Origin of the sequence: Streptomyces sp. NPDC098781 (genome assembly GCF_044759995.1) — a bacterium.
Taxonomy (GTDB): Bacteria; Actinomycetota; Actinomycetes; order Streptomycetales; family Streptomycetaceae; genus Streptomyces.
In genome coordinates, this window is the sequence record NZ_JBIWAK010000004.1 from 730830 (window position 1) to 757683 (window position 26854).

Annotated in this window: 26 protein-coding genes; 11 read left to right on the forward strand and 15 right to left on the reverse strand. The window is 70.6% G+C overall.

The features are described 5' to 3' along the window. Positions 1 to 256: 256 nt before the first annotated feature. Positions 257 to 2380, forward strand: coding sequence for a SpoIIE family protein phosphatase (locus ACIQWG_RS20215; protein WP_404097421.1), 2124 nt, complete (start codon positions 257 to 259; stop codon positions 2378 to 2380). 87 nt (positions 2381 to 2467) lie between these two features. Here ACIQWG_RS20215 and ACIQWG_RS20220 read toward each other — a convergent pair whose 3' ends face one another. After that, complete coding sequence (locus tag ACIQWG_RS20220) at positions 2468 to 4867, reverse strand: transglycosylase domain-containing protein (protein ID WP_404097423.1); 2400 nt, start codon at positions 4865 to 4867, stop codon at positions 2468 to 2470. Between the two features lie 267 nt (positions 4868 to 5134). On the opposite strand from ACIQWG_RS20220, the gene ACIQWG_RS20225 reads away from it, so the two are divergent. The 5 genes from ACIQWG_RS20225 to ACIQWG_RS20245 all read left to right on the forward strand — a co-directional run bounded on the left by ACIQWG_RS20225 (position 5135) and on the right by ACIQWG_RS20245 (position 9970). Further along, entirely contained in the window at positions 5135 to 6079 is a 945-nt protein-coding gene (locus ACIQWG_RS20225; protein ID WP_404097426.1) for an SPFH domain-containing protein, read from the forward strand. Beyond that, positions 6076 to 6327, forward strand: a complete 252-nt coding sequence (locus ACIQWG_RS20230; RefSeq protein ID WP_404097428.1) for a hypothetical protein — start codon at positions 6076 to 6078, stop codon at positions 6325 to 6327. Before ACIQWG_RS20225 ends, ACIQWG_RS20230 begins: the two co-directional genes overlap by 4 nt. A 105-nt stretch (positions 6328 to 6432) precedes the next feature. Beyond that, positions 6433 to 6957, forward strand: a complete 525-nt coding sequence (locus tag ACIQWG_RS20235) for a PadR family transcriptional regulator (protein WP_404097431.1) — start codon at positions 6433 to 6435, stop codon at positions 6955 to 6957. Further along, positions 6954 to 7640: an ABC transporter ATP-binding protein gene (locus tag ACIQWG_RS20240; RefSeq protein WP_404097433.1), complete on the forward strand. Its 687-nt coding sequence runs from the start codon at positions 6954 to 6956 to the stop codon at positions 7638 to 7640. Before ACIQWG_RS20235 ends, ACIQWG_RS20240 begins: the two co-directional genes overlap by 4 nt. Continuing rightward, a complete protein-coding gene (locus ACIQWG_RS20245; RefSeq protein ID WP_404097436.1) occupies positions 7637 to 9970 on the forward strand; it encodes an ABC transporter permease in 2334 nt (777 codons plus the stop codon). The genes ACIQWG_RS20240 and ACIQWG_RS20245 overlap by 4 nt, the downstream gene beginning before the upstream one ends. A 3-nt stretch (positions 9971 to 9973) precedes the next feature. Here ACIQWG_RS20245 and ACIQWG_RS20250 read toward each other — a convergent pair whose 3' ends face one another. Further along, positions 9974 to 10921 carry a LysR substrate-binding domain-containing protein gene (locus ACIQWG_RS20250; protein ID WP_404097439.1) on the reverse strand — a complete coding sequence of 316 codons (948 nt, stop codon included), beginning with the start codon at positions 10919 to 10921 and terminating at the stop codon, positions 9974 to 9976. A gap of 135 nt (positions 10922 to 11056) precedes the next feature. Between ACIQWG_RS20250 and ACIQWG_RS20255 the strand changes: the two genes are divergently transcribed. Next, on the forward strand, positions 11057 to 11611 hold the full coding sequence (locus ACIQWG_RS20255) for a peroxiredoxin (protein WP_126394662.1): 555 nt from the start codon (positions 11057 to 11059) through the stop codon (positions 11609 to 11611). 5 nt (positions 11612 to 11616) lie between these two features. Beyond that, a complete protein-coding gene (locus ACIQWG_RS20260) occupies positions 11617 to 12150 on the forward strand; it encodes an alkyl hydroperoxide reductase (protein WP_404097442.1) in 534 nt (177 codons plus the stop codon). Between the two features lie 27 nt (positions 12151 to 12177). On the opposite strand, the gene ACIQWG_RS20265 is transcribed toward ACIQWG_RS20260, so the two are convergent. The 4 genes from ACIQWG_RS20265 to ACIQWG_RS20280 form a co-directional block, all read right to left on the reverse strand. Then, a complete protein-coding gene (locus tag ACIQWG_RS20265; protein WP_404097445.1) occupies positions 12178 to 13593 on the reverse strand; it encodes an AI-2E family transporter in 1416 nt (471 codons plus the stop codon). A 137-nt stretch (positions 13594 to 13730) separates the two neighbouring features. Then, positions 13731 to 14444, reverse strand: a complete 714-nt coding sequence (locus tag ACIQWG_RS20270; protein WP_404097448.1) for a transglycosylase SLT domain-containing protein — start codon at positions 14442 to 14444, stop codon at positions 13731 to 13733. Positions 14445 to 14844: 400 nt separating this feature from the next. Next, entirely contained in the window at positions 14845 to 16170 is a 1326-nt protein-coding gene (locus ACIQWG_RS20275) for a PhoH family protein (protein ID WP_404097451.1), read from the reverse strand. A gap of 344 nt (positions 16171 to 16514) precedes the next feature. Next, positions 16515 to 17288 carry an isoprenyl transferase gene (locus ACIQWG_RS20280; protein WP_404097453.1) on the reverse strand — a complete coding sequence of 258 codons (774 nt, stop codon included), beginning with the start codon at positions 17286 to 17288 and terminating at the stop codon, positions 16515 to 16517. Between the two features lie 869 nt (positions 17289 to 18157). Here ACIQWG_RS20280 and ACIQWG_RS20285 point away from each other — a divergent pair. Further along, the gene (locus ACIQWG_RS20285; RefSeq protein ID WP_404097456.1) at positions 18158 to 19312 is read left to right on the forward strand and encodes a winged helix DNA-binding domain-containing protein; all 1155 of its coding nucleotides are present in this window, start codon (positions 18158 to 18160) and stop codon (positions 19310 to 19312) included. Between the two features lie 13 nt (positions 19313 to 19325). Here ACIQWG_RS20285 and ACIQWG_RS20290 read toward each other — a convergent pair whose 3' ends face one another. After that, on the reverse strand, positions 19326 to 20111 hold the full coding sequence (locus tag ACIQWG_RS20290) for a class I SAM-dependent methyltransferase (protein ID WP_404097458.1): 786 nt from the start codon (positions 20109 to 20111) through the stop codon (positions 19326 to 19328). A 51-nt stretch (positions 20112 to 20162) separates the two neighbouring features. On the opposite strand from ACIQWG_RS20290, the gene ACIQWG_RS20295 reads away from it, so the two are divergent. Further along, positions 20163 to 20660: a DinB family protein gene (locus tag ACIQWG_RS20295; RefSeq protein ID WP_404097460.1), complete on the forward strand. Its 498-nt coding sequence runs from the start codon at positions 20163 to 20165 to the stop codon at positions 20658 to 20660. Here ACIQWG_RS20295 and ACIQWG_RS20300 read toward each other — a convergent pair. After that, positions 20645 to 21121, reverse strand: coding sequence for a GNAT family N-acetyltransferase (locus ACIQWG_RS20300; RefSeq protein ID WP_404097463.1), 477 nt, complete (start codon positions 21119 to 21121; stop codon positions 20645 to 20647). The two genes, ACIQWG_RS20295 and ACIQWG_RS20300, sit on opposite strands and share 16 nt — an antisense overlap. Positions 21122 to 21171: 50 nt before the next feature. Continuing rightward, positions 21172 to 22050 (reverse strand): LLM class flavin-dependent oxidoreductase, encoded by an 879-nt coding sequence (locus ACIQWG_RS20305; RefSeq protein ID WP_404097466.1) that lies wholly within the window; start codon positions 22048 to 22050, stop codon positions 21172 to 21174. 69 nt (positions 22051 to 22119) lie between these two features. On the opposite strand from ACIQWG_RS20305, the gene ACIQWG_RS20310 reads away from it, so the two are divergent. Continuing rightward, complete coding sequence (locus ACIQWG_RS20310; RefSeq protein ID WP_404097469.1) at positions 22120 to 22485, forward strand: DUF192 domain-containing protein; 366 nt, start codon at positions 22120 to 22122, stop codon at positions 22483 to 22485. Between the two features lie 36 nt (positions 22486 to 22521). On the opposite strand, the gene ACIQWG_RS20315 is transcribed toward ACIQWG_RS20310, so the two are convergent. From ACIQWG_RS20315 to ACIQWG_RS20340, 6 genes are all read right to left on the reverse strand, one after another. Beyond that, complete coding sequence (locus ACIQWG_RS20315; RefSeq protein WP_404097472.1) at positions 22522 to 23142, reverse strand: OmpA family protein; 621 nt, start codon at positions 23140 to 23142, stop codon at positions 22522 to 22524. A 7-nt stretch (positions 23143 to 23149) separates the two neighbouring features. After that, positions 23150 to 23728: a hypothetical protein gene (locus tag ACIQWG_RS20320; RefSeq protein WP_404097474.1), complete on the reverse strand. Its 579-nt coding sequence runs from the start codon at positions 23726 to 23728 to the stop codon at positions 23150 to 23152. Between the two features lie 34 nt (positions 23729 to 23762). After that, entirely contained in the window at positions 23763 to 24377 is a 615-nt protein-coding gene (locus ACIQWG_RS20325; RefSeq protein ID WP_404097476.1) for a pilus assembly protein TadG-related protein, read from the reverse strand. Next, on the reverse strand, positions 24374 to 24571 hold the full coding sequence (locus ACIQWG_RS20330; RefSeq protein WP_404097478.1) for a Flp family type IVb pilin: 198 nt from the start codon (positions 24569 to 24571) through the stop codon (positions 24374 to 24376). Before ACIQWG_RS20330 ends, ACIQWG_RS20325 begins: the two co-directional genes overlap by 4 nt. Positions 24572 to 24704: 133 nt before the next feature. Next, positions 24705 to 25478: a response regulator gene (locus ACIQWG_RS20335; protein ID WP_404097481.1), complete on the reverse strand. Its 774-nt coding sequence runs from the start codon at positions 25476 to 25478 to the stop codon at positions 24705 to 24707. Then, positions 25475 to 26836 carry a sensor histidine kinase gene (locus ACIQWG_RS20340; RefSeq protein ID WP_404097746.1) on the reverse strand — a complete coding sequence of 454 codons (1362 nt, stop codon included), beginning with the start codon at positions 26834 to 26836 and terminating at the stop codon, positions 25475 to 25477. The genes ACIQWG_RS20335 and ACIQWG_RS20340 overlap by 4 nt, the downstream gene beginning before the upstream one ends. Positions 26837 to 26854 lie beyond the last annotated feature (18 nt).

Sequence of the window (26854 nt, forward strand, 5' to 3'; positions counted from 1 at the left end):
CGTCCTCCGCAAGGGCGCGCAAGGGCAACTACCGGAGTGCGCGCCGGGCTTGACCGATCGTCACCGAGGGGCGGCAGGACGTGAGCGAGGGTTACCAGGGCAACGCCGGGACCGGCGGACGCTCCACCGGTGGCACAGGAACTGCCTCTGGCCACGCCGGAATTCCGTTCCTGGGGCACGTATTCCGGGTATCGGAGTTTCGGCGGGACGAACTGCGCGCGCGGTGCGCGGCCCCGGACGGATGGATTCGAAAGGCGTGACGGAGCAGCCGACCTCCTTCGAACGCCCCGAGGCGGGCGTCGACCCCGCGGAGGACCGCGGGGCGCTCGTGCGTTCCTCGACACCGTCGACAGCGCACTCCACGCCGCCGCGCACCGCCGGCGGTGGAGCCGGAGGCGCCGGCGCCTTACCGGCGCAGGCGCGCACCGGAGAGACCCCCTCCACGCCGGGCAGCACCGCACCGTCCGGCCCGAGCAAGGAGCCCTCAGTCATCGCCGGCAACGGCCCCGAGCACTCCCAGCCCTCCGTCGCCGCCGAGCCCGACACCCACCGGCCGCGGCCCGTTCCGGAGGCCATCCCGCCGCAGCCCGGCAGCGAGCAGCCGCCGTCCTCCGCCGAGCGGCGCACCGGACAGGGCGTACAGCCCGGCCGGCCGACGCCCATGCGGCGGGACGGCGACCGGCTGCGCTTCGTGGGCGCCGCCACCCGGCGGATCGCCCGCGGCATCGACCTGGACGAGATCGTGATGGGGCTGTGCCGGGCGACCGTGCCGACCTTCTCCGACGCGATCCTCGTCTATCTGCGCGATCCGCTGCCGGTCGGCGACGAACGTCCCACCGGCCCTGTCGTGCTGCGGCTGCGCCGCACCGACCGCATCCCGGAGGAGCGGGACACCGACGGTTTCCTGCCCTCGGGGGCGCAGCAGCCGGAGCCGACCGAGCTGTCCGAACTGTCCACCGTCACGGCCGAGCTGTGCGAGGTACGGCCCGGCGGCGCGCTGGCCGAGGTGCTGCGCGGTGTACGTCCGGTCTTCGCCGACGCGCCCGCCGCTCGTGCCGCCCTGCCGGAACTCCTCGGCGAAGACGGCGAGTTGATCATCCCTGACGGGCAGCGCGCGATCCTCGCCCCGCTGCGCGGCCGCCGCCGGGTGATCGGTGCCGCGGTGTTCCTGCGCCGCCCGGACCGGCTCGCCTTCGAGCCCGACGACCTGCTGGTCGCGGCCCAGCTCGCCACGCACAGCGCGCTCGGCATCGACAAGGCGGTGCTGTACGGCCGTGAGGCGTACATCGCCGACGAGCTCCAGCGCACCATGCTCCCGGAGACCCTCCCCCGCCCCACCGGCGTACGGCTGGCCTCCCGCTATCTCCCGGCGGCCGAGACGGCCCGGGTGGGCGGCGACTGGTACGACGCGATCCCGCTGCCGGGCAGCCGGGTGGCGCTGGTGGTCGGCGACGTCATGGGCCACTCGATGACGTCGGCCGCGATCATGGGCCAGCTGCGGACGACGGCCCAGACCCTCGCCGGTCTCGACCTGCCCCCGCAGGAGGTCCTGCACCACCTCGACGAACAGGCCCAGCGCCTGGGCACCGACCGCATGGCGACCTGTCTGTACGCGGTGTACGACCCGGTCTCGCACCGCATCACCATCGCCAACGCGGGGCATCCGCCGCCGGTGCTGCTGCACCTGGGCGGCCGCGCGGAGGTGCTGCGGGTGCCCGCGGGCGCGCCGATCGGCGTGGGCGGCGTGGACTTCGAGGCCGTGGAGCTGGACGCTCCCGCCGGAGCGACCCTGCTGCTGTACACCGACGGGCTGGTGGAGTCGCGTCTGCGGGATGTGTGGACCGGCATAGAACAGCTGCGCGAGAAGCTCGCCGCGACCGCGCAGCTCACCGGCCCGGACCATCCGCCGCCCCTGGAAGCCCTCTGCGACGAGGTCCTCGACATGCTGGGGCCGGGCGACCGCGACGACGACATCGCCCTGCTCGCCGCCCGCTTCGACGGCATCGCGCCGAGCGACGTGGCGTACTGGTTCCTGGAGCCGGAGGACGCGGCACCGGGCCGGGCCCGGCGGCTCGCCCGGCGTGCGCTGGCCCGCTGGGGCCTGGAGGAACTCACCGACTCGGTCGAGCTGCTGGTCAGCGAGGTCGTGACGAACGCGGTGCGGTACGCCTCGCGGCCGGTGACGTTGCGGCTGCTGCGGACCGATGTGCTGCGCTGCGAGGTCGGTGACGACGTACCGCAGCTGCCTCGGCTGCGGCAGGCTCGCGCCACCGATGAGGGTGGGCGGGGGCTGTACCTGGTCAATCGGTTGGCCCGGCGGTGGGGGGCCACGCGGTTGAGTACCGGGAAAGTCGTCTGGTTCGAGTTGAACCGGAGCTAGTCGCCGTAAGGGAGAACGCGCGTCGCCGGCCACGGATGCTTCGTGGCCGGCGACGCGCGGTTTCGGCGCCCCTGACGGGGCGCTTTCCTACTGCCCGAGTCCGGGTCTGGCCGGGTCCAGGGTGATGTCACCCGTCGGCTCGTCCGTCGGGGTCTCCGTCGGCTCGTCCGTGGTCGGCGTCTCCGTCGGCTCGTCCGTCGTCGGGGTCTCCGTCGGCTCCTCGGTCGTCGGCTCCTCCGTCGGCTCCTCGGTCGTCGGCTCCTCCGTCGGCTCCTGAGTCGTCGGCTCCTCGGTCGGGGTCGGGGTCCACGTCGGCTGGACCGCCGCGCCCTGGTCGGTGTCGAGGTCGAACCTGGCGTCCGTCGCCGTCACACCGAACATGTACGCCGCCCAGATCTGGGCCGGGAAGCCACCGCCGTTGACGCGGTCGAAGCCGCCGGCGCCGTACATCTTGGTCTGCGCGTGGGTCTTCGCGTCCTCGCCGAACAGGCCCACCGAGGTGACCAGGTCGGGTGTGTAGCCGGTGAACCAGGCCGACTTGTTGTCGTCGGAGGTACCGGTCTTGCCGGCGACCTTCTGACCGTCGCGCTTGGGGTTGTTCGCCACGGACTGCCGGGCCGTACCGTCGTCGACCACGCCGGTCAGCACCGAGGTCACGGAATCCGCGGCCTCACGGCTGATGACCTGCTCGCCGATCGGGTCCGGGATGTCGACCGTGCGGCTGTTGTGCTCGGCCGACTTGAGGATGCCGGGCGTGACCTTCTTGCCGTGGTTGTCGAGGGTGGCGTACACCCCGGCCATCTGCAACGGGCTCGCGCCCATGGTGCCGAGGGTCTGCGCCGGGACGGCCTGCTCCTTCTCGGTGTCCATACCGAGCTTGCCGGCCACGTCCATGACCTTCTCCATGCCGACGTCGACGCCCAGCTGCGCGAAGACGGAGTTGACGGACTTGTTCATCGCCGTCTGGACGGTGATGTCGCCGTAGTCCTGGTCGTCCTCGTTCTCCGGCGCGAAGCCGGCCTTGTCGCCGCTCGCGTTCACGACCTGGCGCTTGCTGGTGCCGTCGTAGATCGTGTTCGCGGTGATCGGCTTGCCGGACTGCGTCTGGGCGCTCTCCTCCAGGGCGGCGGCCAGGATCACCGGCTTGAACGTGGAGGCGGGCTGGTAGTCGGTGCGGGTGGCGTTGCTCGTGTAGTGCTTGAAGTAGTCCACGCCGCCGTACAGGGCGACGATCTTGCCCGTCTTGGGGTCGACGGAGACCGCGCCGGCCTGGACGTTCCCGTCCACCTTGCGCTTCTTCGGGTCCAGCTTGCTCGTCAGCTGCGCCTTGGCGGCCTTCTCCAGCTCGGTCTGCTTCTTCTTGTCGATGTTCAGGGTGATGGTCCAGCCCTGGTCCTCGACCTGCGCCTCCGCCTCGGATCGCGTGATGCCGTGCTGCTTCATCAGCTGGTCCTCCAGCTGACGGTTGGCGAGCTCGATCAGATAGCCCTTCTGACCCTCCCGGCCGGCGGTGGGCTTGGGCTCCTTCGGCTCCGGGAGATTCGTCATGCCCTGGCGCTCGGACCGGTCCAGCCAGCCCTCCTCGACCATGTTGTCCAGGACGTAGTTCCAGCGGGCTGTGACCAGCTTCTTGCCGGCGTCGGAGGCGGACGTCCAGTCGTACTGGCTCGGCGCCTGGAGCAACGCGGCGAGGTACGCGCCCTGTTGGACGGAGAGCTTCTCGGCGTCGACGCGGTAGTAGGCCTGGGCGGCGGCCTGGATGCCGTAGGCGCCGCGGCCGTAGTAGCTGGTGTTGATGTAGCCGGCGAGGATCTCGTCCTTGGACATCTGGCGGTCGACCTTCAGGGAGATGACCATCTCCTTGAGCTTGCGGCTGACCGTCTGTTCCTGGCTGAGGTAGTAGTTCTTGACGTACTGCTGGGTGATCGTCGAACCACCCTGCGCGCCCTTGCCCATCAGGGTGTTGAGCACACCGCGGGCGGTGCCCTTCATGTCGATGCCGTTGTCCTGGTAGAACGTCTTGTTCTCGGCGGCGACGAAGGTGTACTGGACCTTCTTGGGCACCTTGGCCAGGTCCACGATCTCGCGGTTGACCTCGCCGTCGCGGGCCAGGGTCGAGCCGTCGCTGTACTTGTAGACGTTGCTCTGGCGCTGCGCGGCCTGGGCGGCGGCGTTGTCCTCGGGTACGTCGACCGCGAGGTACAGCGCGATGAAGGCGCCGATGGCGAGCAGGCAGAAGCCGAGGAACGTGCCGAGGATCTTCTTCCAGGTGAAGAGCCGGCGTATTCGGCCCTTGCCGTCGCCGCCCTTGCCCGAGGACTTGGCCGCCCTGCGGGCCGCGGCCCGGCCGCCGACCGCGTCGGACGGCGTGCCGATGACGGTGGTCGACTCGCCGGCGCCCGTGTCCGACGGCGTCCCGGACGAACGCCGGGGCGCCGCGCGGCGGCCACCGCGCTGCCGTGCTCGTCTCTCTTCCGCTCGTCCCATGGGTCCGTTCCGCTCCGCTTCGTTCTTGTGTGCGCTGCTGCCACACAGGTTCGCCGCTCGGGTCAGCTCAGAAAGCTAACACCGGAAGATGTGACAAAGGCCGGTCGATCCGGTCTTTTGGGGACGTGACAATCAGCACCTGTCCCACCGGAACCGACGGCTGAGGCGTGCATAGGGTTGCTTCGAGCGGGTAATCTGATATCACTTAGCTAGTTGCGAGATAGGCCGAGGCCGTCGCGGCCTCGATGAGAAACGGGGGAACGACCCATGTCCGACCACAAGACCCACGCCCCATCCGACGCCCCCGACGTCCCGGAGATGCCGGCCCCGCGCGTACGTGAGTTCACCGCGCAGAGCATCGGCGGCGGACTCGCCCTGCTGCTCGGCCTGGTCGGGCTGCTGGCCGGAGCGGGCCTGATCGTCGGCGCCACCGCGGTCTCCGGAGCCGGCGGCAAGGCCGCGCTGATCATCACCGGCATCGTGGTCGCCATCGCGGCCGTCCTGGCGATGTGCGGGCTGAACATGGTCGCGCCGGGCGAGGCGCGCGTCGTCCAGCTCTTCGGGCGGTACCGGGGGACGATCCGCCAGGACGGCCTGCGCTGGGTGAACCCCTTCACCTCCCGCACGAAGATCTCGACCCGGGTCCGCAACCACGAGACCGCCGTACTGAAGGTCAACGACGCCTACGGCAACCCGATCGAGCTCGCCGCGGTGGTGGTGTGGAAGGTCGAGGACACCGCGCAGGCGTCCTTCGAGGTGGACAACTACCTGGAGTTCGTGGCCACGCAGACCGAGGCGGCGGTACGGCACATCGCCATCGAGTACCCGTACGACGCCCATGACGAGGGCGGCCTGTCACTGCGCGGGAACGCCGAGGAAATCACCGAGAAGCTCGCCTTCGAGCTGCACGCGCGCGTGGAGGCGGCCGGGGTGCAGATCATCGAGTCGCGCTTCACGCATCTCGCCTACGCCCCCGAGATCGCCTCCGCGATGCTCCAGCGGCAGCAGGCCGGGGCGGTCGTCGCGGCCCGGCGGCAGATCGTCGACGGCGCGGTGGGCATGGTCGAGGCGGCGCTGGCGCGGATCTCCGAGCGGGACATCGTGGAGCTGGACGAGGAACGGAAGGCGGCGATGGTGTCCAACCTGATGGTGGTGCTGTGCGGTGACCGTGCCCCGCAGCCGGTCCTCAACACCGGGACGCTCTACCAGTGACGGACCCCTCCGGGGGTTCGGCCCCCCAGCGTCGGCCGCCGCAGCAGCGCAAGCAGGTGCTGCTGCGGCTGGACCCGTCCGTGTACGAGGCGCTCGCACGGTGGGCCGGCGACGAACTGCGCTCGGCCAACGCCCAGATCGAGTTCCTGCTGCGGCGCGCCCTCGCGGAGGCGGGGCGGCTGCCGGGCGAGGCCAAGCCGATTCCCCGGCGCGGCCGCCCGCCCGCGCAGCCCCCCGAATCTCAGTAGCAGAACCGTGACAATCGGCCCCCACCTGGGGCTCCGCACCGACGGCCACCAGCTACACACACGACGTATACATGCGGCGTATACACCCCGTGTAGAGTCCTCGCCATGTCCATCGGTCACACCCTTCTGGGGCTCCTGGAATCGGGTCCGCGTCACGGCTACGACCTGAAGCGGGCCTTCGACGAGAAGTTCGGTCACGACCGGCCGCTGCACTACGGCCAGGTCTACTCCACGATGTCGCGACTGCTGAAGAACGGGCTCGTCGAAGTCGACGGGATCGAGCCCGGCGGCGGCCCCGAGCGCAAGCGGTACGCCATCACCGACGCCGGCATCACCGACGTACAGCACTGGCTGGCGACGCCGGAGAAGCCGGAGCCGTATCTCCAGTCGACCCTGTACACCAAGGTCGTGCTGGCGCTGCTGACGCACCGCGACGCCGCCGACATCCTCGACACCCAGCGGTCGGAGCATCTGCGGATGATGCGCATACTCACCGACCGCAAGCGCAAGGGCGATCTCGCCGACCAGCTGATCTGCGACCACGCCCTGTTCCACCTGGAGGCCGACCTGCGCTGGCTGGAACTGACCGCCGCACGGCTCGACAAGCTCGCCGAGGCGGTGACCCGATGACCCCGGCCGGCTCCCTGCTCGTCGCGACCGAACTGCGCAAGACGTACGGTCCGACCACCGCCCTCGACGGCGCCGAGTTCTCCATCCACCCCGGCGAGGTCGTCGCCGTGATGGGCCCCTCGGGCTCCGGAAAGTCGACCTTGCTGCACTGCCTCGCGGGAATCGTGCCGCCGGACTCCGGGTCGATCGTCTACAACGGCCGCGAGATGGCCACCATGAGCGACGGCGAGCGCAGTGCGCTCAGGCGCTCCGAGTTCGGGTTCGTGTTCCAGTTCGGGCAGCTGGTGCCGGAGCTCACCTGCGTCGAGAACGTCGCCCTGCCGCTCCGGCTGAACGGCACCTCCCGCAAGGAGGCAGAGCGCGCCGCCCTGTCCTGGATGGAGCGGCTGGAGGTCGACGACCTGGGCAGGAAGCGTCCGGGCGAGGTCTCCGGCGGTCAGGGCCAGCGCGTCGCCGTCGCCCGCGCGCTGGTCACCAGTCCCCGGGTGCTGTTCGCCGACGAGCCGACCGGCGCGCTCGACTCGCTGAACGGCGAGCGGGTGATGGACCTGCTCACGGACGCCGCCCGGTCCACCAACGCCGCGGTCGTGCTGGTCACGCACGAGGCACGAGTGGCCGCCTACTCCGACCGCGAGATCGTCGTTCGGGACGGCCGGTCCCGGGACATGGAGCGCGTCGTATGAACGGGCGGCAGTGGACGAGGGACCTGGGCATGGGCGTCAGGTTCGCGTTCGCCGGGGGACGTGAGGGCTGGGTCCGGGTCCTGCTGACCGGCGTCGGTGTCGGACTCGGGGTGGCGCTGCTGCTGCTGACGACGGCGTTGCCGAACGCGCTGAACGTCCGGCACGACCGGGAGGCCGCCCGCAGCGACTACAACTTCGACGCGCAGGAGATGGCGAAGGCCGACGACACCCTGCTCATCGGGAGCAGCGGGACGACCTTCCGCGACAAGGACGTCCGCGGGCGCGACCTCCAGCCCGAGGGGCCGAAGGCACCGCTGCCGCCGGGTGTGGCGAAGTTCCCGGCGGCGGGCGAGATGGTGGTCTCCCCCGCGCTGAAGAATCTGCTGGAGTCCGACGACGGCAAGCTGCTGCGGGAGCGACTGCCGCAGAAGATCGTCGGGACCATCGCGGAGAGCGGGCTGATCGGCTCGTCCGAACTCGCCTTCTACCGGGGCGGCAAGGGGCTGGAGACCCAGCTCGGCAGCGGTGTGCACCGGCTCGACGCCTTCGGGAAGCAGTCCTCGGGCTCGGACCCCCTGGACCCCGTCCTGCTCCTGCTGATCCTCGTCGTCTTCGTCGTGCTGCTGATGCCGGTCGGGGTCTTCATCGCCGCGGCCGTGCGGTTCGGCGGCGAGCGCCGGGACCGGCGGCTCGCGGCGCTGCGGCTGGTGGGTTCGGACAGCCGGATGACCAAGCGGGTGGCCGCGGGCGAGGCGCTCGCCGGCGCCGTGCTCGGACTGGTCTTCGGCGCCGGCTTCTTCCTGGTCGGCCGTCAGCTCGCGGGCAGCGCGGAGGTGTTCGACGTCAGCGTCTTCCCGAGCTACCTCAACCCGTCGCCCCTGCTGGCCCTGCTGGTCGCCGTGCTGGTGCCGGCCGCCGCGGTGCTGGTGACGCTGCTGGCGCTGCGGGGCGTGGTGATCGAGCCGCTCGGCGTGGTGCGTACGGCGAAGCCCGCGCGGCGCCGGCTGTGGTGGCGGCTGCTGCTGCCGCTGGCCGGGCTCGGCATGCTCTACCCGATGATCGGCAAGGGCCGCGGCAGCGGGGACTTCAACCAGTATCTGGTCGTCGGCGGCGTCATGCTGCTGCTCGTCGGGGTGACCGCGCTGCTGCCGTGGATCGTGGAGACGGTGGTCGCCCGGCTGGGCTCGGGCGGTGTCGCCTGGCAACTGGCCGTGCGTCGCCTCCAGTTGAGCAGTGGCTCGGCGGCCCGCATGGTGAACGGCATCGCGGTCGCGGTGGCCGGGGCGATCGCGCTCCAGATGCTGTTCGCCGGGGTGCAGGGCCAGTACACCGAGGAGACGGACTACGACGTCTCGCGCGTGCAGATGTCGATGACCCTGCCGGACGGGGCACCGCTCGCCCAGTCCGCGGACAAGTTCCGGCAGACCGAGGGCGTGCGTCGGGTCTACGCCTACTCCGAGGGGTACGTGGGCGACAAGCGCATGGATGCGGAGCTCTCCGCCCAGGTCACCGTGGGCGACTGCGCCTCGCTGCGCGAGGTGTCGCACCTGACGTCGTGCCGTGACGGGGACGTGTTCGCCGTACAGGGCGCCGAGAACGACACCGACACGGCGACGCTGGCCAAGCCCGGCGGCACGGTGTACTTCGACTCGGGCTACACGGACGGCCCCGAGACCACGCCGGTCGCCTGGACCGTGCCGTCGTCCGTGAAGAAGGCCGAGGCACGCAAGGACATGACCGGGTGGGAGCGAGGCGGCTTCCTGGTCACGCCGAAGGCGCTGCCGGCGGCCGTCATGACGGCGGGCCTGAACGGCCAGATCTACCTCCGTCTCGACGAGTCGGTCCGGGACGGGCGCGAGCTGGTGCGGAACACGGCGGCGACGATCGACCCGATCACCGAGCCGATGGAGTGGGTCTCCAGCAACCGCTCCGACCGCTTCGACTCCATCCGCACCGGCCTGTTCGCCGGCGCCACCTGCGTACTGGCGCTGATCGGCGCGAGCCTGCTGGTCTCCCAGTTGGAGCAGTTGCGCGAGCGCAAGAAGCTGCTGTCGTCACTGGTCGCCTTCGGCACCCGGCGCCGCACCCTGAGCCTGTCGGTGCTGTGGCAGACGGCGATCCCGGTCGCCCTGGGCCTGCTGCTGGCGTCCATCGTGGGGATCACGCTGGGAGCGGTGCTGCTGAAGATGTCGGACACCGGCATCAGCGTGGACTGGCCGAGCGTGCTGGGGATGGCCGGAGCCGGCGCGGCGGTCGTCCTCGCGGTGACCCTGCTCAGCCTGCCGCCGCTGCTCCGGCTGATGCGGCCGGACGGCCTGCGCACGGAGTGAGGCTCACGCCTCACCGTCCAGCACCCGTACGGGCAACGGGCGCAGCGCCTGCCTCAAGGATGCCGCCAGCTCCTCGTACTCCGCCCCCCGCGCCGCCCCCGTCCGCATGGCGAGGGCGACGCGGCGGGTGGGGGCCGGGTCCGCGAAGTACCCGGTGAGGAGCTGGTTGCTGCGGCCGGCCTCGACGTTGACGGCCGTCCGCGGCAGCAGCGTCACACCGAGGCCGCCGGCGACGAGCTGCACCAGGGTGGACAGCCCCGCGGCCGTGGTGGTCACCGGCGCGTCCTCGCGTCCCGCCTCACGGCAGATGTCGAGGGCCTGGTCGCGCAGGCAGTGCCCCTCGTCGAGGAGCAGCAGGTGCAGTTCCTTGAGCGCCTCGCGCGGGATGCCCTCGCGGCCGCCGAGCCGGTGGTCGAGCGGGGTGACGAGCACGAAGTCCTCGTCGAAGAGCGGGAGTTCGGTGACACCGGGCACTCCGAGGGGGACGGCGAGCAGCAGCAGGTCCAGGCGGCCGGTGGTGAGGCCGTCGACCAGGCTCGCGGTCTGCTCCTCGTGCACCTGGAGGTCGAGGAGCGGATAGCGGTCGTGGGCGAGGCGCAGCACGGTGGGCAGCAGGTAGGGCGCGACGGTGGGGATGACGCCGAGGCGCAGGGCGCCGGTGAACGGCGCCCGGACCGCCTCGGCCTCCTCCATCAGCGCCCCGACCTCCGCCAGCACGGCCTTCGCGCGGACCGCCAGCCGCTCGCCGGCGGGTGAGAGCAGCACCTTGCGGGTGGTGCGCTCCAGCAGGGTCACTCCGAGTGACTCCTCCAGGGCGGAGACGGCACCGGACAGCGCGGGCTGGCTCATGCCGATCGCGGCGGCCGCGTCCCGGAAGTGGAGATGCTCGGCAACCGCGGCGAAGGCCCGTAGCTGGGCGAGGCTGGGCTGCCTCCTCTTACTTACGGTCACTGATAGCACCCTCCGATCAACCTGACCGAGTGTAGCTATTTCCCGTATCAATGCAGCCTGTGCCAGGATCGGTAAGGTCCAACCCATGGGAGACACCTGTACCGAACGGGTGTCTCTTCGCTGCAAGGAGAGCGTGTGCTCACTGTCGGTGACAAGTTCCCCGAGTTCGAACTGACCGCCTGCGTCTCGCTGGAGAAGGGCAAGGAGTTCGAGACGATCGACCACAAGACCTACGAGGGCAAGTGGAAGATCGTCTTCGCCTGGCCGAAGGACTTCACCTTCGTCTGCCCGACCGAGATCGCGGCCTTCGGCAAGCTGAACGAGGAGTTCGCCGACCGCGACGCCCAGGTCCTCGGCTTCTCCGGTGACTCGGAGTTCGTCCACCACGCCTGGCGCAAGGACCACGACGACCTGCGCGACCTGCCCTTCCCGATGCTGGCCGACTCCAAGCACGAGCTGATGCGCGACCTCGGCATCGAGGGCGAGGACGGCTTCGCCAAGCGTGCCGTCTTCATCGTCGACCAGAACAACGAGATCCAGTTCTCCATGGTGACCGCCGGCTCCGTCGGCCGTAACCCCAAGGAGGTCCTGCGGGTCCTGGACGCCCTCCAGACGGACGAGCTGTGCCCGTGCAACTGGACCAAGGGCGAGGACACGCTGGACCCGGTCAAGCTGCTCGCGGGAGAGTGACCTCCATGTCCCTCGACTCCCTGAAGTCCCGCATACCGGACTACGCCAAGGACCTGAAGCTCAACCTCGGCTCGGTCATCGGCAATTCGGACCTCCCGGCCCAGCAGCTGTGGGGCACGGTCCTGGCCACGGCCATCGCCGCGCGCTCCCCGATCGTGCTGCGCGAGCTGGAGCCGGAGGCGAAGGCGAACCTCTCGCCGGAGGCGTACAACGCCGCCAAGTCCGCGGCCGCGGTGATGGCGATGAACAACGTCTTCTACCGGACCCGCCACCTGCTGTCCGACCACGAGTACGGCTCCCTGCGCGCGGGCCTGCGGATGAACGTCATCGGCAACCCCGGGGTCGACAAGGTCGACTTCGAGCTGTGGTCGTTCGCGGTGTCCGCCATCAACGGCTGCGGCATGTGCCTCGACTCGCACGAGCAGGTGCTGCGCAAGGCCGGCGTGGACCGCGAGACGGTCCAGGAGGCGTTCAAGATCGCGTCGGTGGTCCAGGCGATCGCCGTCACCGTCGACGCCGAGGCCGTGCTCTCCGAGTAGGCAGAACCGCGTCGTCCCGGGCCCCGCTCACCCTCGGTGGGCGGGGCCTTCGGCGATTTCGTGGCCGCCGGAGCCCTCGTCGGCCGTGACGGCCGCGTCGTCGGGCGCCGGGCGGGCCGGCTTCAGCAGGAGTGTCCTGCGCTGTTCCGTCTCCAGAGAGTACGCCCGCAGATACCCCACGATCGTGTTCGTCACCGCCACCAACGGCACGGCCACCACCGCACCGCCGATCCCGGCCACCATGCCGCCCGCCGCCACCGACAGCACGACCGCCAGCGGATGCACGCGGACCGCCCGGCCCAGGATGAACGGCTGGAGGATGTGACCCTCGATCTGCTGGACGGCGAGGACGACGATCAGGGTCATGACCGCGGTGAAGATGCCCTGTGTCACGAGCGCCACGACCACGGCCAGGGCACCGGAGGCGACCGCGCCGACGAGCGGGATGAAGGAGAACAGGAAGATGAAGACGGCCAGCGGCACGGCCATCGGCACGTCGAGGAAGTAGATGCCGATACCGATGAACACGGCGTCGATCAGGGCGACCAGGACCGTCCCGCGCACATACGCCGTCAGTGTCGCCCAGGCCCGCGGCCCGGCGCCCGCCACGCCCGGCCGGGCCGCGGCCGGGACCAGCTTGAGGGTCCACTGCCAGATCCGCTTGCCGTCGTAGAGCAGGAACAGCGTCGAGAAGGCCGCCAGCAGGATGCCGGTGAGCGCCTCGACGATGACCGTGACGCCTTCGAGGCCGGCCGTGGTGATCTCGTCGGTGTTGGCGCCGACCGCGTTCCGCAGGTTCTCGGCGATGTCGTTGATCTGCTTGTCGGTGACGTGGAACGGGCTGTTGAGCAGCCAGTTGCGCAGTTCGTCGATGCCGTCCTGGACCTGGTCGGAGAGGTTGTCGATGTTCTCCATGACCTGCCAGGTCACGAACCAGCCCAGCAGGCCGATGACGACGAACCCGAGGATCGCGGTCAGCGCGGTGGCCGGTCCGCGCGGCACGCCTCGCCGGGTCAGCCAGGCCACCGAGGGCTGCATCAGCGCGGTGAGGAGCAGGGCGATGACGAAGGCCAGCACGACGAGTTGGACGGCGCTGATGACCCGCATCAGCACCCAGAGGGTGCCGGCCAGCACCAGCAGCCGCCAGCCCGCCTCCGCGGCGACCCGTACGCCCCACGGCACGACCTGGGCGGGGTCGGGGCGGTGCGGCGCGGACGCGGGCGCGTAGTCGGGGGGCGGCGGGACGTGGTCCGTGAGCGGCTGCGGCGGGTCGGCGGGCTCGGGTACCGGCTCGGGCGCGACGGCGGTGGCTGTGGCGGACCGCCGTTGCGACCCGTACTCCACGCCCTCGCGCTCGACCGCGGCGCGGCGCTCGTCCAACCGCTCACTCATCTCGGTCAGACCGGCACCGAGCCGGCCGAGCCACCCTGGCACTCGCGACATGATCCGTCCTCTTCCCCCGCCTGTTACCACCACTCCCCCCTGGAGTCGTCCGGTCCGACCGTACATGGCCCCGCCCGTGGAAGCGCGAAAGCCCCTCACCGAAGGACGGTGAGGGGCTGCGCAAGGTTGAGCGCGGCTCAGTACCAGTGGTTGGCCTGCCAGAAGCTCCACGCGCCACAGGGGCTGTCGTAGCGGTCGTTCATGTAGTTGAGGCCCCACTTGATCTGGGTGGCCGGGTTCGTCTGCCAGTCCGCGCCGACGGACGACATCTTGGAACCCGGCAGGGCCTGGAAGAGTCCGTAGGCGCCCGACGAGGCGTTGACGGCCTGGTAGTTCCAGCTGGACTCGTGGTCCACGATGTTGCTGAAGCACTGGAACTGGTCGCTCGGCACCATGGACCGCGCCATCGCCTGGATCTGCGAGATGGTGTACGAGCTCTGGACCGGGAAGTCGGCCGACGAGGACCGGGAGGCCTTCGCCTCGGCCTCTTCGCGCTCCTTGGCTTCCTGGGCCGCCTTCTCCGCCTTCTCGGCGGCTTCCTTCTTCTCGAAGGCGCTCTGGGCGGCGGCCTTGCGCGCCGCTGCCTCGGCGTCCTTCTTGGCACTCGCGTCCGCGGCGATGGCCTGGACATCGGCCTGCGCCGACATGGACTCGATCTGCACCTGGGCCTGCTGGCCCGCGGGTATGTCCGCGAGGAGCGTCGAATCGGCAGCCGTCGCCTCGGCGTCGTTGTTCTGCGCGGTGCTGCCCGAGGCAACGCCGACGACGCTTCCGACAGCGGTGACCGCGGTGGCAGAGGCCACTGCGAATCCCCTGACCGAAATCGGACTCACACGGTTTCCTTCCAGCATCGTCCGCTTCGGTGACCCTGGCGGACGCAATCGTGCCCCTGGCGCTGGCCTCCCAACTGCGGGGTCACGGGAGGCACGGACCCGATGGGCAACTCCCGGACAGGGAGCACCGCGTGGTGACTCGGGCGGCATGCGACGGCGCTATGCAGTTGGTGGTGGTGCTGCTGTGGTTCCGTACCGCTGGGGGTACAGGTGTGTCGCATGCGGGGCCTGACAGGATGGAGACTCTGCCGCACCCGGACGCCGCAAGGCAATTCTGTGTTGCGTGTGAAAGCTCACACCTCGTTTGTCCCTGGGGTTTTACGGAAAGCCGCACACGCCAAGGCGCCGCCCGGATAGGCTCACTGCCTTTCCGAACGGCGCCAACCAACGAGTAGCTACCGCAAGTTGAGCACTTGGGTCAGATCTGCCCGTCCTCCAGCATTTCGGTCACAAGCGCCGCGATCTGGGACCTCTCGGACCGCGTCAGCGTGACATGGGCGAACAGCGGATGCCCCTTCAGCTTCTCCACGACGGCCACGACACCGTCGTAGCGCCCGACCCGCAGATTGTCCCGCTGGGCCACGTCATGGGTCAGAACGACCCGTGAATTCGCGCCGATTCGGGACAGAACGGTCAGCAGGACGTTCCGTTCCAGCGACTGCGCCTCGTCCACGATCACGAACGCGTCGTGCAGCGAGCGTCCGCGGATGTGGGTGAGCGGCAGCACCTCCAGCATGCCGCGTGCGGTGACCTCTTCGATGACCTCCCGGCTGGTGACCGCGGACAGCGTGTCGAAGACCGCCTGCGCCCAGGGGCTCATCTTCTCGGCCTCGCTGCCGGGCAGATAGCCGAGCTCCTGCCCGCCCACCGCGTACAGCGGCCGGAAGACCATCACCTTCTGGTGCTGACGGCGCTCGAGGACCGCCTCCAGACCCGCGCACAGCGCCAGCGCCGACTTGCCGGTGCCGGCCCGGCCACCCATCGACACGATCCCGACGTCCGGGTCGAGGAGCAGGTCGAGCGCGATCCGCTGCTCGGCACTGCGGCCCTTGATACCGAACGCCTCCCGATCGCCGCGCACCACACGGACGTTGCCCTCGGGCGTGACCCGGCCCAGCGCCTTGCCGCGCTCGGAGTGGATCGTCAGTCCGGTGTGCACGGGCATGTCGGCGGCCTCGGGGACATAGACGTGCCCCTCTTCGAAGAGGATGTCCACCTGTTCGCCCGGCAGGGTCAGTTCGGACATTCCGGTCCAGCCGGAGGAGTCCGTGATGGCGAGCTCGGCGCGGTACTCCTCGGCGAGGAGACCGACCGACGACGCCTTGATCCTGAGCGGCAGGTCCTTGGAGACGACGGTGACGTCGAGCCCCTCGGCCTGGAGATTGCGGGCGACCGCGAGGATGCGGGAGTCGTTGTCCCCCAGGCGGTAGCCGCTGGGCAGCACGCTGGGGTCCGAGTGGTTGAGCTCGACACGGACGGTCCCGCCGAGATCCCCGATCGGGATCGGGGCGTCGAGACGGCCGTTCTTCACCCGGAACTCGTCGAGCAGGCGCAGCGCCTGGCGGGCGAAGTACCCGAGTTCGGGATGGTGCCGCTTGGCCTCCAGTTCCGTCACCACGACGATGGGGAGCACGACCTCGTGCTCGTCGAAGCGGTTCAGGGCGTTCGGGTCGGCCAGCAGGACGCTGGTGTCGAGAACGTAGGTGCGCCGGTCGGGCTTGTGGCGCTTTGTGCTGGTCACCACGGAAGGACGTACCCCCTCGGATGAGGTCGGGGAGCGACGGAGTGGGGCTGGACCGGTCGTCGGCCGCTCTGCACGGGCCGAAAACCGGCCCCCCGCGTCTTCTTCCGTGCCGTGACCGCACGGTGGGGCTGGTGCAAAGGGCCTCCCGGGCGGACGGCTCCGGCGCCGCCCGCTGAGATACGACACCCGTGGTTCGGGTGTCGACCTGCTTGGCTTATGCCCTCGAACATGCGGTGCCATGCCAGCGCATATGACGGCGCGCTGGTGAACTCCTTGTTACTTCTGTCCCGGAGAGGGTTGGTTTTACCTGGCCCTTACACGGCCAAGAAGGCGCCGGAGAGGGCTCAGCCGCCGTAGCGCCGGTGCCGGGCCGCGTAGTCGCGAAGGGCCCGCAGGAAGTCCACCTTGCGGAAGGCCGGCCAGAAGACCTCGCAGAAGTAGTACTCCGAGTGGGCCGTCTGCCACAGCATGAATCCGGACAGCCGCTGTTCGCCGCTGGTGCGGATCACGAGGTCGGGGTCGGGCTGGTCGCCGGTGTAGAGGTGGCGGCCGATCAGGTCGACGCTGACGGAGTCGGCGAGGTCCTCCATCGAGGTGCCCTTGTCATTCGCGTCGGCGATCATCGAGCGCACGGCGTCGGCGATCTCCTGGCGGCCGCCGTAGCCGATGGCCACGTTGACCAGTATCCCGTCGATGTGGGCCGTGGTCTCCTCGGCCTCCTTCAGCGCGGTCTGCATCTGCGCCGGCAGCAGGTCGGGGGTGCCGACGTGGTGCACACGCCAGCGGCCGTCCGCGGCGAGGGTGCGCACGACGTCCTCGATGATCCCGAGGAGCGGGCCGAGCTCGTCCTGCGGCCGGTCGAAGTTGTCGGTCGACAGCAGCCAGAGGGTGACGACCTCGACGTCGGTCTCGCTGCACCAGCCGAGGAACTCCTCGATCTTCTCGGCGCCCGCCCGGTGACCGTGCACGGTGGTGGAACGTGCGGCCTTCGCCCAGCGCCGGTTGCCGTCCATGATGACGCCGATGTGCTTGGGCACCTGAGCGTGGTCCAGGTGGCCCTCCACCCGGCGTGCGTACAGCCTGACCAGCAGGCCGCGCAGCTTGTCACGCAGGTTCACGTCTTCGTCAGCCCCTCCGTACCGATGCGGTCCCCGCGGGCCGCAGCCTACCCCTGCGGGGCTCGGGCCGGGTTATGGGGTGCGGGTTGGCCGTCGGCGCCATCGCGTGGGGCCGCTCGTGTGCGGGGGCGGCTCGCGGGTGGGTGGGGGCTGGTCGCGCAGTTCCCCGCGCCCCTAATAGGTGGGTGCACTGCCCGGCGCGTGGATGCATCTCTGTGGTGCGCACAAAAAACGGGCCGGTCCGTGGGGGGGAGACGGACCGGCCCGAGGGGGGGTTTCCACCATAACCCTTCGTAAGGGATGCTGCGCGCATCGGCGTGCCACAACTACTCTCCGAAATCACTCGGCGACGGGCCGGTGGCCGTGAAGCGGCTCTTTCGTGGCGGATTCATGGCGGGACAGGGCCCGTTTCCCAGGGGAAACGGGTGGGATACGGATGGATCCGGAGGGTTTGGCGCCTCTTGGGGCCTGCCTGGCGACTTGTCCGCGCATCCCTCTCCCGGGTGACCCCGACCGCGAACGCGCGCTTGACGCCGTGCGGAGCGGGACCGAAGGGCCGACCCCGTGACGCGACGCGCGTTCAGCAGGGCCACGAGGGGTGGGCAGGGCACCGCGCAGCCCCCTCCGCCGCGCGGTGCCGCCGCGCAGCTTTGCTTACGCGAATTGCCTTGGTCTGAACTTACGTGACAGACGGGGGGATATCGAGTCGGCCGCGATAACGATGTGGAAAACCTTTGGCTCCCTTGGATGCGCAGGGACTGGCGGGCGTTCGCGCACGGATGCACGATTTGCACCATGTGGCACAGAACGCGACCCACCACGCGGCACAGCGGACAGCGGACGACCTACATCCGGCCTAGCGTCACACCATGAAGAAGACGATCACCTGGGACGAGGCGAGTGCGCGGCGGCTGGAGCGGCAGTTCCTGGCCCGTCCCGCCGGGCCCGGCAACCAGGTGGCGGAGGTGGTCGGGGCGATGCTGGGCGCTCACGCGCAGGTGCTGTCCGCGGCGGAGGTGTCGGTGGGCGTGCGGGCCGCCGGGGTGACGCGGGCCGAGGTGCGGGCCGCGCTGTGGGAGGACCGTTCGCTGGTGAAGACGTTCGGTCCGCGCGGCACCGTGCATCTGCTGCCCGCCGCGGAGCTGCCCCTGTGGTGCGCCGCGCTCACCGCGATTCCGACCGGTCCGAGCCCGTTCCCGCCGGACATCCGGGTGACGCCGGAGCAGGCGGAGCAGATCGTGGCGGCGATCGGGGACGCCCTGGAGGGGGTGTGTCTGACCGTGGACGAGCTGGGCGAGGAGGTCGTGGCACGCACCGGAGCGTGGGCCGGTGACCTCGTGATGCCCGCGTTCCAGGACCTGTGGCCGCGCTGGCGTCAGGTGATGCACCGGGCCGGCCAGTCCGGCGCCCTGTGCTTCGGCCCGAACCGCGGCCGCAAGGTGACGTACACCCGCCCTCCGTCCTTCGACCCGCTCCCGGGCCGGGCGGCCCTGCGGGAGCTGGTGCGGCGGTATCTGGGCGCGTACGGTCCGGCGACGCCCCAGAACTTCGCCAAGTGGCTGGCGGCTTCGCCCGGTTGGGCGGCTTCGCTGTTCGCGGAACTGGCGGCGGCCGGGGAGATCGAGGAGGTCGCCTTCGAGGGCGCGGCGGGCTGGGTGACGGCGGGGGACGCGGAGTTCCCTCGGGGGCGGGTGCGGGGCGTGCGGTTGCTGCCCTACTTCGACGCGTACGCCATCGCCGCCCAGCCGCGGGAGTCGCTGTTCCCCGGGGAGGCGTATCGGCGGGCGCTGGCGGGAGGCCAGGCCGGGAACTTTCCGGTGGTGCTGGTGGACGGCCGGGTGGCCGGGGTGTGGCACCAGCGCCGCCAGGGCCGGCGTACGACGGTGACCGTGGAGCTGGTCGGACGGCGGCCGTCGGGCCGGCTGGAGCGGGAGCTGGGCGAGCAGGCCGAGCGGGTGGGGGAAGTGCTGGAGGCGACGGCGGAGTTGGTGCTCGGGCCGGTCACGGTCGGCCCGCACGCCTGAGGGTGACGTCGGCTCAGGACACGGGCCTGCGGGCCTCGAAGAGATGCCGGGTGCTGTGCGCGACGAACGGGCCCTCGGCCGCGATCCGCTCGTGCAGGGCGCGGAGCCGGGGGAGGTACGCCTCGACGGTGAAGCCGGGGACCATCCACACCACCTTGCGCAGGAAGTGCACGACGGCGGCGATGTCGTGGAACTCCATCCGCAGTTCCTCGGCCCGCAGATCGACGATCTCCAGGCCGGCGGCCTCGGCGTCGGCGCGTTCACGGTCCGGGTGACGGCCGGCGCGGACCTCGGCGGGCTGCGGGCCCAGGAAGTACTCGACGAGTTCGAAGACGCTGTGCGGCCCGACGTGCTGGGCGAAGTAGATGCCGCCGGGCTGGAGGACGCGGGCGATCTCCCGCCAGTGCGGCTCGACCGGGTGCCTGCTGGAGACCAGGTCGAAGGCGCCGTCCGCGAAGGGCAGCGGGGCGTCGTCCGGTGCGGCGACGACCGGGACACCGCGGGGGCGGAGCAGTGCCGTGGCCTTGGCGACGTTGGGCGGCCAGCCTTCGGTGGCGACGGTGAGCGCCGGGGCCTTCGGGGCGTCGGCGAGGGCGAAGTGCAGGACCTCCCCGCCGCCCGTCTGGATGTCGAGCGCGGCGGTGGCCCCGGCCAGCCGTGCGCCCAGGGACTTCGCGTACTCCCAGGAGGGCCGCGCCTCGGTGGCCCGCCCCTCGAACCAGGAGAAGTCCCAGCCCTCGGTGGGGACGGCGGCGCCCTCGGCGACCAGCTCCTCGAACGACCTGCTGTCCTGTCCCATCCGGTCATGATCGCAGGGCGCTGTCAGTGGCTGCTGCTATTTTCCGACGTCATGACGAACTCGGAGTACACCGCGGACGAGAAGACCACACTCCGGGCGAGCCTCGACCGGCACCGGGACGCGGTGCTGTGGAAGCTGGAGGGCCTGGACGACGAGCAGCTGCGCCGCCCGATGACGCCGACGGGCACCAGCCTGCTGGGCCTGGTCAAGCACCTCGGGTCGGTGGAGTACGGCTGGTTCGTCTCGGCCTTCGGCGGGGAGGTGGAGCCGCTGTGGTTCGACCCGTACCAGGACGAGGACATGCGGGCCGACCAGGGGGAGACGACCGAGCAGATCATCGACTTCTACGGCCGTGCGCGTGCCGCGGCCGACCGGATGATCGCCGAGCTGTCACTGACGGACCTCGGGCAGCCCTCGTGGCGGGACGCCCGGATGTCGCTGCGGTGGGTGCTCGTCCACATGATCGAGGAGACGGCACGGCACGCGGGCCATATGGACATCGTGCGGGAGCTGATCGACGGGGAGATGGGGGATCACCGGCCGGGTTGACCGGGCAGGACGAGCAGTACATGTTCGTCCTCGCCGTGGTGGACGGTGCCGGCCCGCTGGAAGCCGTGGTGTTCGAGGAGGCGTACGGAAGCGGTGTTGGCGTGGAAGGGGTCGGCGTACAGGGGGCGGGTCCGCTCCGTGTCGAGGAACAGGGCGAGGGCCTCGGTGCCGACGCCCCGGCCCCAGTACGGCCGCCCCAGCCAGTAGCCGAGGAAGCGGCGGTCGTCGTCCCACCAGGAGACGACGCTGCCGGCCACCTCGTCCCCGACCGTGATGGTCCGCACCAGGCAGGTCTCGTCGGCCAGCACTCTGGTCCGCCAGTGCTTCATGAAGGCGTCCCGCGGCCGGGGCGTGAACCGCGACCGCCGGACGGCCTCCGGATCGTGCTCGTAGGCGAGGAAGGCCTCCAGGTCGGTGTCCAGGACCTGACGGAGGCGTACGTCCGCGGTGTCTTCACTCATGTCGACGAGTCTGGCAGGGGCCACTGACAGCGGGCGCGGGACCGCGGCGACTACGGCACCAGCGGCCGTACTTCCTCCGCCACGAACCGTACGAAGCCCTCCGGGTCGGGTTCGTCCGCCGTCGGCTGGAGCACCACGGTGTCGGCACCGGCCTCCGCGAGCCGCTGGACGGCCTTCGCGACGGCCGCCGCGTCCCCGGTGATCCCGAGATCCGGCACCGAGGCGACGCCCTCGGCCGCCAGCTCGGCCCTGAGCCGGGCGGGCCCGTCGGCCCCGGTCGCGGTGAGCAGATAGACGACGACCTCGTGCGGCTCGCCACCGGAACGCCCCGCCGACTCGCGCCCCTCCTCGATCAGCTGCCGCGCCCTGCGCACGCCCTCCGGCGGAGTCGAGGCGGTGAGCAGCGTCCCGTCGGCGGCGGCCCCGGCCAGCCTCAGCGAGCGGGGTCCGGTGGCACCGGCGATGACGGGCACCGGCTCGGCGGGCGGCCAGTCCAGGGCGACGTCGTCGAGCTTGACGTACCGTCCCTCGACGGTGACCATCTCCCCGCGCAACAGGGCCCGCAGCGCGTCGAGATGCTCCCGCAGCAGGGTCACCGGCGACTCGGCCCGCGCCCCGACCTGCCCCATCCAGTCCTGCACCCCGTGTCCGACGGCGAGGATCGGCCGCCCCGGGAACATCCGGTACAGGCTCGCGGCCTCCATGGCGGTGATCGCCACGTTCCGCAGCGGCACCGGCAGCAGCCCGATGCCGACCCGGACGCGCTCGGTCCAGGCGAGGGCCGCCGCCGCGGTGGCGATCCCTCCTTCCCGGAAGCAGTCCTCCCAGAGCCAGAGCTCTTCCAGACCTGCCTCGTCGGCGATCCGGGCGACGCTTCGCAGCCGCTCGGGGGCGAGTTGGGGACGGAACACTGCGCCGAGTCCAGTCATGAGACCTTTCCTACCCTGGTGACACGGGCCGGACAACCAGGAATCCGGCGTGGCGGGAGGCGGCCGAGGATGGCGCGGCGGTGGCGGGACGGGCGGGGTGCGCTGATCGTGCACGGGGAGCGGGGGGATGTCCCGGTGCCGCTGGAGGTCGCCTCGTCGTACCGGGCCCGTACGAAGGGGCTGCTCGGGCGGGATGCCGTCGACGGGGCGATGCTGCTCACGCCGGCGGGCAGCGTGCACACGTTCCGGATGCGCATGCCCATCGACGTCGCCTATCTCGACCGGCGGCTGCACGTCATCGCCGTACGCACCATGAAGCCGGGTCGCCTCGGACTGCCGAGGCTCCGCTCCCGGCATGTGCTGGAGGCGGAGGCCGGGGCGATGGCGGGGTGGGGCGTGCGGGCGGGGGTGCGGGTGACGGTGGACGTGAGGTGAGGGCCCGGTGAGGGCCCGCCCCCGCGCTCCGTCGGGTCAGCCGTCGGAGCGCGGGAAGGAGACCTCCACCCGTCGGTTCTTCTTGCGGCCCGACTCCGTCGCGTTCGAGGAGATGGGGTACTGCTCGCCGTAGCCCCGGACCTCGTAGGTGACCGTGGAGTCGTTCAGTTCCGACTCCAGGACGCCCTGTACGGCGTTGGCGCGCTTCCTGGACAGGACGTCGCCGTGGGCCGAGGAGCCCAGGTTGTCGGTGAAGCCGAAGACCCGGATGCGGGTGGCGTTCTGCTTCTCGATCTCCTCCGCGATCGAGGCGATACGGGCCTTCGCCTCGCCGGTCAGTTTCGCGCTGTCCTTGGGGAACAGGACCTCGGCCTGGAGCGCGAACTTCACGTCCGCGTTGGTGTCCTCCCGGCGTTCCTCACCGCTCTGGTCCTCGACGACCTGCTTGATGTCCAGCACCTTGGCCTCGGCGAGGGTGGCGCCCTCCGGGAGCTTGAGATCGGGGTCGTTGGCATCCACCTCGACGGGCGCGGCGGCGCTGGCCTCGGTGCCGGGTGGGACGCTGGGGTCATCGGCCTCGGCTGTCGAGGCGCCGAGGATGTTGGTGGCGACCATGAGGGTGGCTGCGGTGAGGGTGAGGGGGAGGCGGCGGGTCATGGTGGCCTCACCCGGAGATCGTGATGTCGGCCGGCGCGAACATGGGCAGCTGGAACGAGACGTCGGCGGTGTCCGTGGGCGGTGCCGGGAACTGCATGAACACCGGGATCGTCTCGCCCGACTTGATGGCCGAGATGCCAGTGGTGGTGAGCGGGCGGCCGTCTGTGTCCCGTAGGACGTAGTAGCGCTTCTTGCCCTTGGAGTCGACCAGCGTGGCGCCGCCCAGCGAACGGCCGTTCCTGATGATCTCGGTCTCGTTCCCGCTCAACTGCGCCGGAATGGTCAACGTTTTGTCGCCGTCGTTCTGCAACTCGCCGTTGATGGTGATGAAGCCGCCCGTGTCCCGGGAGGCAGAGGTGATCTGGAGCAGCAGTCCGTTGGGGCCCTTCAACTCGGCCAAGGGCTCACCCGCCTGCTCCTCCTGAGCACTCGGGCCGGATCCGCCGGTCCTGGACGCCGACGACGAGGCCTCCGGCTTCTTGTCGTCGCCTCCACTGCCGCAGCCGGCCGCACCGAGGGCCAGTCCGGCCGCGATGGTCATGACGACCATCCCCCTACGGGCCTTCGTGGTGAACCGAATGCTCATGCCTCTGCTTCCTTCGTCATTCGTCGTTGGCTTGTCAGTCGGCCAGGTGGACGTCGAAGAGGTCCTCGGGTTCCGGGAGGGTGATCGGGTCCTCCGGGTCCGGGTCCCAGTTCTGGTCCTCGCAGGTGAGTTGTGGCAGGGGCAGCGGATCGTTGCCGTCACCGTCGTCGGAGTCCTCGCCCGGGAGGTCGAACGTGCAGAGAGGCTCGATGACGGCGATGGCGGACGCCTTCGACCTGACATCCTCCGTGCCGGGCACGATGGAGTCGCCCACGGTCTTCTCGGTCTCGACTTCGACCTTGTAGCCCAACGGCTCCGCCGGGCCGCAGCCTTGAACGTTGGCGTCGTTCTGGGCCGCGAGCTCGTACGCTCGCCAGCATCCGTCGAACACCGCGGTGTCGCCGTCAAGGATGTCCTGCCACTTGGTGGGGTCGCTCACGACCTCCAGCCAGTCCCCCGCCAGTTGGTCCCGGGTCTCCTGCGCCGCCGCGAGCGCCGCCGCGTCGGCGGCGGTCTGGGCCCCGTTCCTGTTCGCCGCGGCCTGGCCGACCGCAAGGTACGCGAACGCGAGAAGGAGCAGACCCGCCACCACGGTGATGTAGATGGGGAAGGCCTGCCCTGCGTCGTCGTGCCTTCGGGGCCTCGTCAACCGCCGGTTACCTCGGTGATCTTGTCCGTGATGGCGTTGTAGATCGTCTGCCCGATGTCCGTCCCCGTAATAGCCAACACAATCGCCACAACCACCGCGATGATGCCCAGATACTCCACCGCCGTCTGCCCCTGGTCCCCCCGCGCGACGCGGGACCGCAGGTACTCGACGGTGGTGTTGATCCAGTTGCTCATGGTGTTCCCCTCCGGGCTCGCAAGTCCTGTGAGAAGTATCGGGAGAAACGTAAGCGTGCATACCCCGAACACCAGAGGGTCCCCGGACCCAATTCCGGGCCACGGCCGAAAACCATCGCTGTGTCATCGCCGCTCAGCTCCGTCCCGGGTGTGAACCCGGCGCCGTGCCCAGCCACTTGGCGGCGGCCTGCGCGCGGCTGGTGCTGTGGAGTTTGGCGAAGATGCGGTTGATGTGGTTCTTGACCGTCTTCTCGCTGATGAAGCAGGCGGCGGCGATCTGCTGGTTGTTCATGCCCGATGCGATGAGGTCCATGATCTCCGCCTCCCTCCTGCTCAGCCGGAATCGCGACCGGTACGACGAGGAAGACTGTCCCACAGGCGATTGCACTTGCGAAAGCGGTTCCGCTGAATTCCCTGTAACAGTTGGGAGTTCGTCGTTTGCTTGCGCGAGTGCCGGCGGTATCGACAACGACGCCGCAGCCGCCGTGGCCGTCAGCCGTGTCCTCCCCCGCCGCACGTCCCGTACGGCCTCCACCAGTTCGTCCGTCGTGAACTCCCCGTGCACCAGATAGCCGGCGGCCCCGCGCCGCAGCGCCTCGCGGACCGTCTCCGACTCCCCGCTGTAGGTCAGCATCATCACCGGGGCGATGCGCACGAGCTGCGGAAGTGCCGTCATCCCGTCGATGCCCGGCATCCGTACGTCCAGGAGGATCACGTCGGGGCGGTGGCGGCGGGCCGCCTCGTGGGCCTCGCGGCCGTCCGCCGCCTCGGCCACGACCAGGAGGTCCGCGTGGCTGGAGAGGAGGGCCGTCAGACCGGCCCGGACCACCGGGTTGTCGTCGGCCACCACCAGGCGCAGCGGCGTGGCGGGGCCGGGTGTCCGCGACTGGGCTCGCGACTTGGTCATGGGGTCGCCTTCGTCGTCGTCAGGGCCGCCAGGGGCAGTTCCAGGCGGACCTCCGTGCCACGGGCGTGGGTGCCCTGGGTGCCTTTGCCGAAGTGGATGCGGGCTCCTATCGACGCGGCTCGTTCGGCCATGCCGAGCAGGCCGAAATGGCCGGTTCGGCGGAGCTGGTCGAGGGTGGTGCCGGGCGGCAGGCCCCGCCCGTCGTCCCGGACCGTCAGGCACAGCACCTCGTCCCGGACGCCCGCCCGGACGTCGACCCGCGTCGCGTTCGCGTGGCGGTGGGCGTTCTCCATGGCCTCGGTCGTGATGGTGAGGAGTTGGCGGGCCACGGCGGGCGGCACCGTGGGCGCGGGGGCGTCGCCCTCCAGGTCGTAGGTCGCCGGTACGCCGGTCCGGGCGGTGAAGTCCCGCACTGTTTCGGACAGTTCGGGCGTCACGTCCGTCATCCGGTCGGGGTCGGACTCGCGGCGCAGGTCCGCCAGGAGTTCCCGGGACTCCGCCGCCGCTCTGCGGGCCGAGCGGGAGACGAGTTCCGCCTGTTGTCCGATGCGGGCCGCGTCCAGCGGGGTCGCCGCCGCCGAGACCGCGAGGCCGTCGGCGGCCAGGGCCACGCCGTGCAGCGTCTTCGCCACCGAGTCGTGCATCTCGCGGGCCAGCCGGGCCCGTTCCGCGCTCACCGCCTGCGTGACCGCGAGCCGTGCCTGGACCGTGGTGAGCGCCTGGGTGGCCGTGCCGAAGCGGAGCATCAGGTTGCGCAGCGACGAGCCCAGCGCGCCCGTGATGACGCACAGGCCCGGCAGGAGGAGCTTGTCCGCCAGGCCCGCCGATCTGGCGTCGCTGTTGATGGCGTAGGCCAGGAGCAGGATCAGGGACTGCGCGCTCGCGAAGACCGCGGCGCCCCGGTAGCCGTAGACGATCCCGGCGAGCAGCGGGGTGCAGACGCTGACGTAGGCCAGGGTGGTGTCGGGGCCCGCCGAGATCAGCAGGAGGGATGTGAAGAGGGTGTCCGCCGCCAGCAGGGTGGGGTGACGCAGGAGGAGCGGGCCGAAGCGCTCCCAGTCGCGGAACAGGGCGTAGGAACCCATGAACGTGACGACGACCGCCGCTCCCACCAGCCGGGTGCCGAGGCCGGACGACGCGCCCAGCAGGGCTCCCGGTGCCGACAGAGCGATCATGGCGAGCCGGAAGCCGAAGACCTGGCGGCACATCGCCTGGAGAGCGTTGACCTGGAGCGGGATCGTCGCGGACCGGTCGGCCGGCGTCCCGGGGCCGCCCTCGGCCGGGCGGCGGCGACGGCGCAGCGGCAGCCCGAGGCCGGACCTCGCGCCCCCCGCCCCCGATCCCACCCGCAAAGGCATGCCAGCCACGGTCCTCCC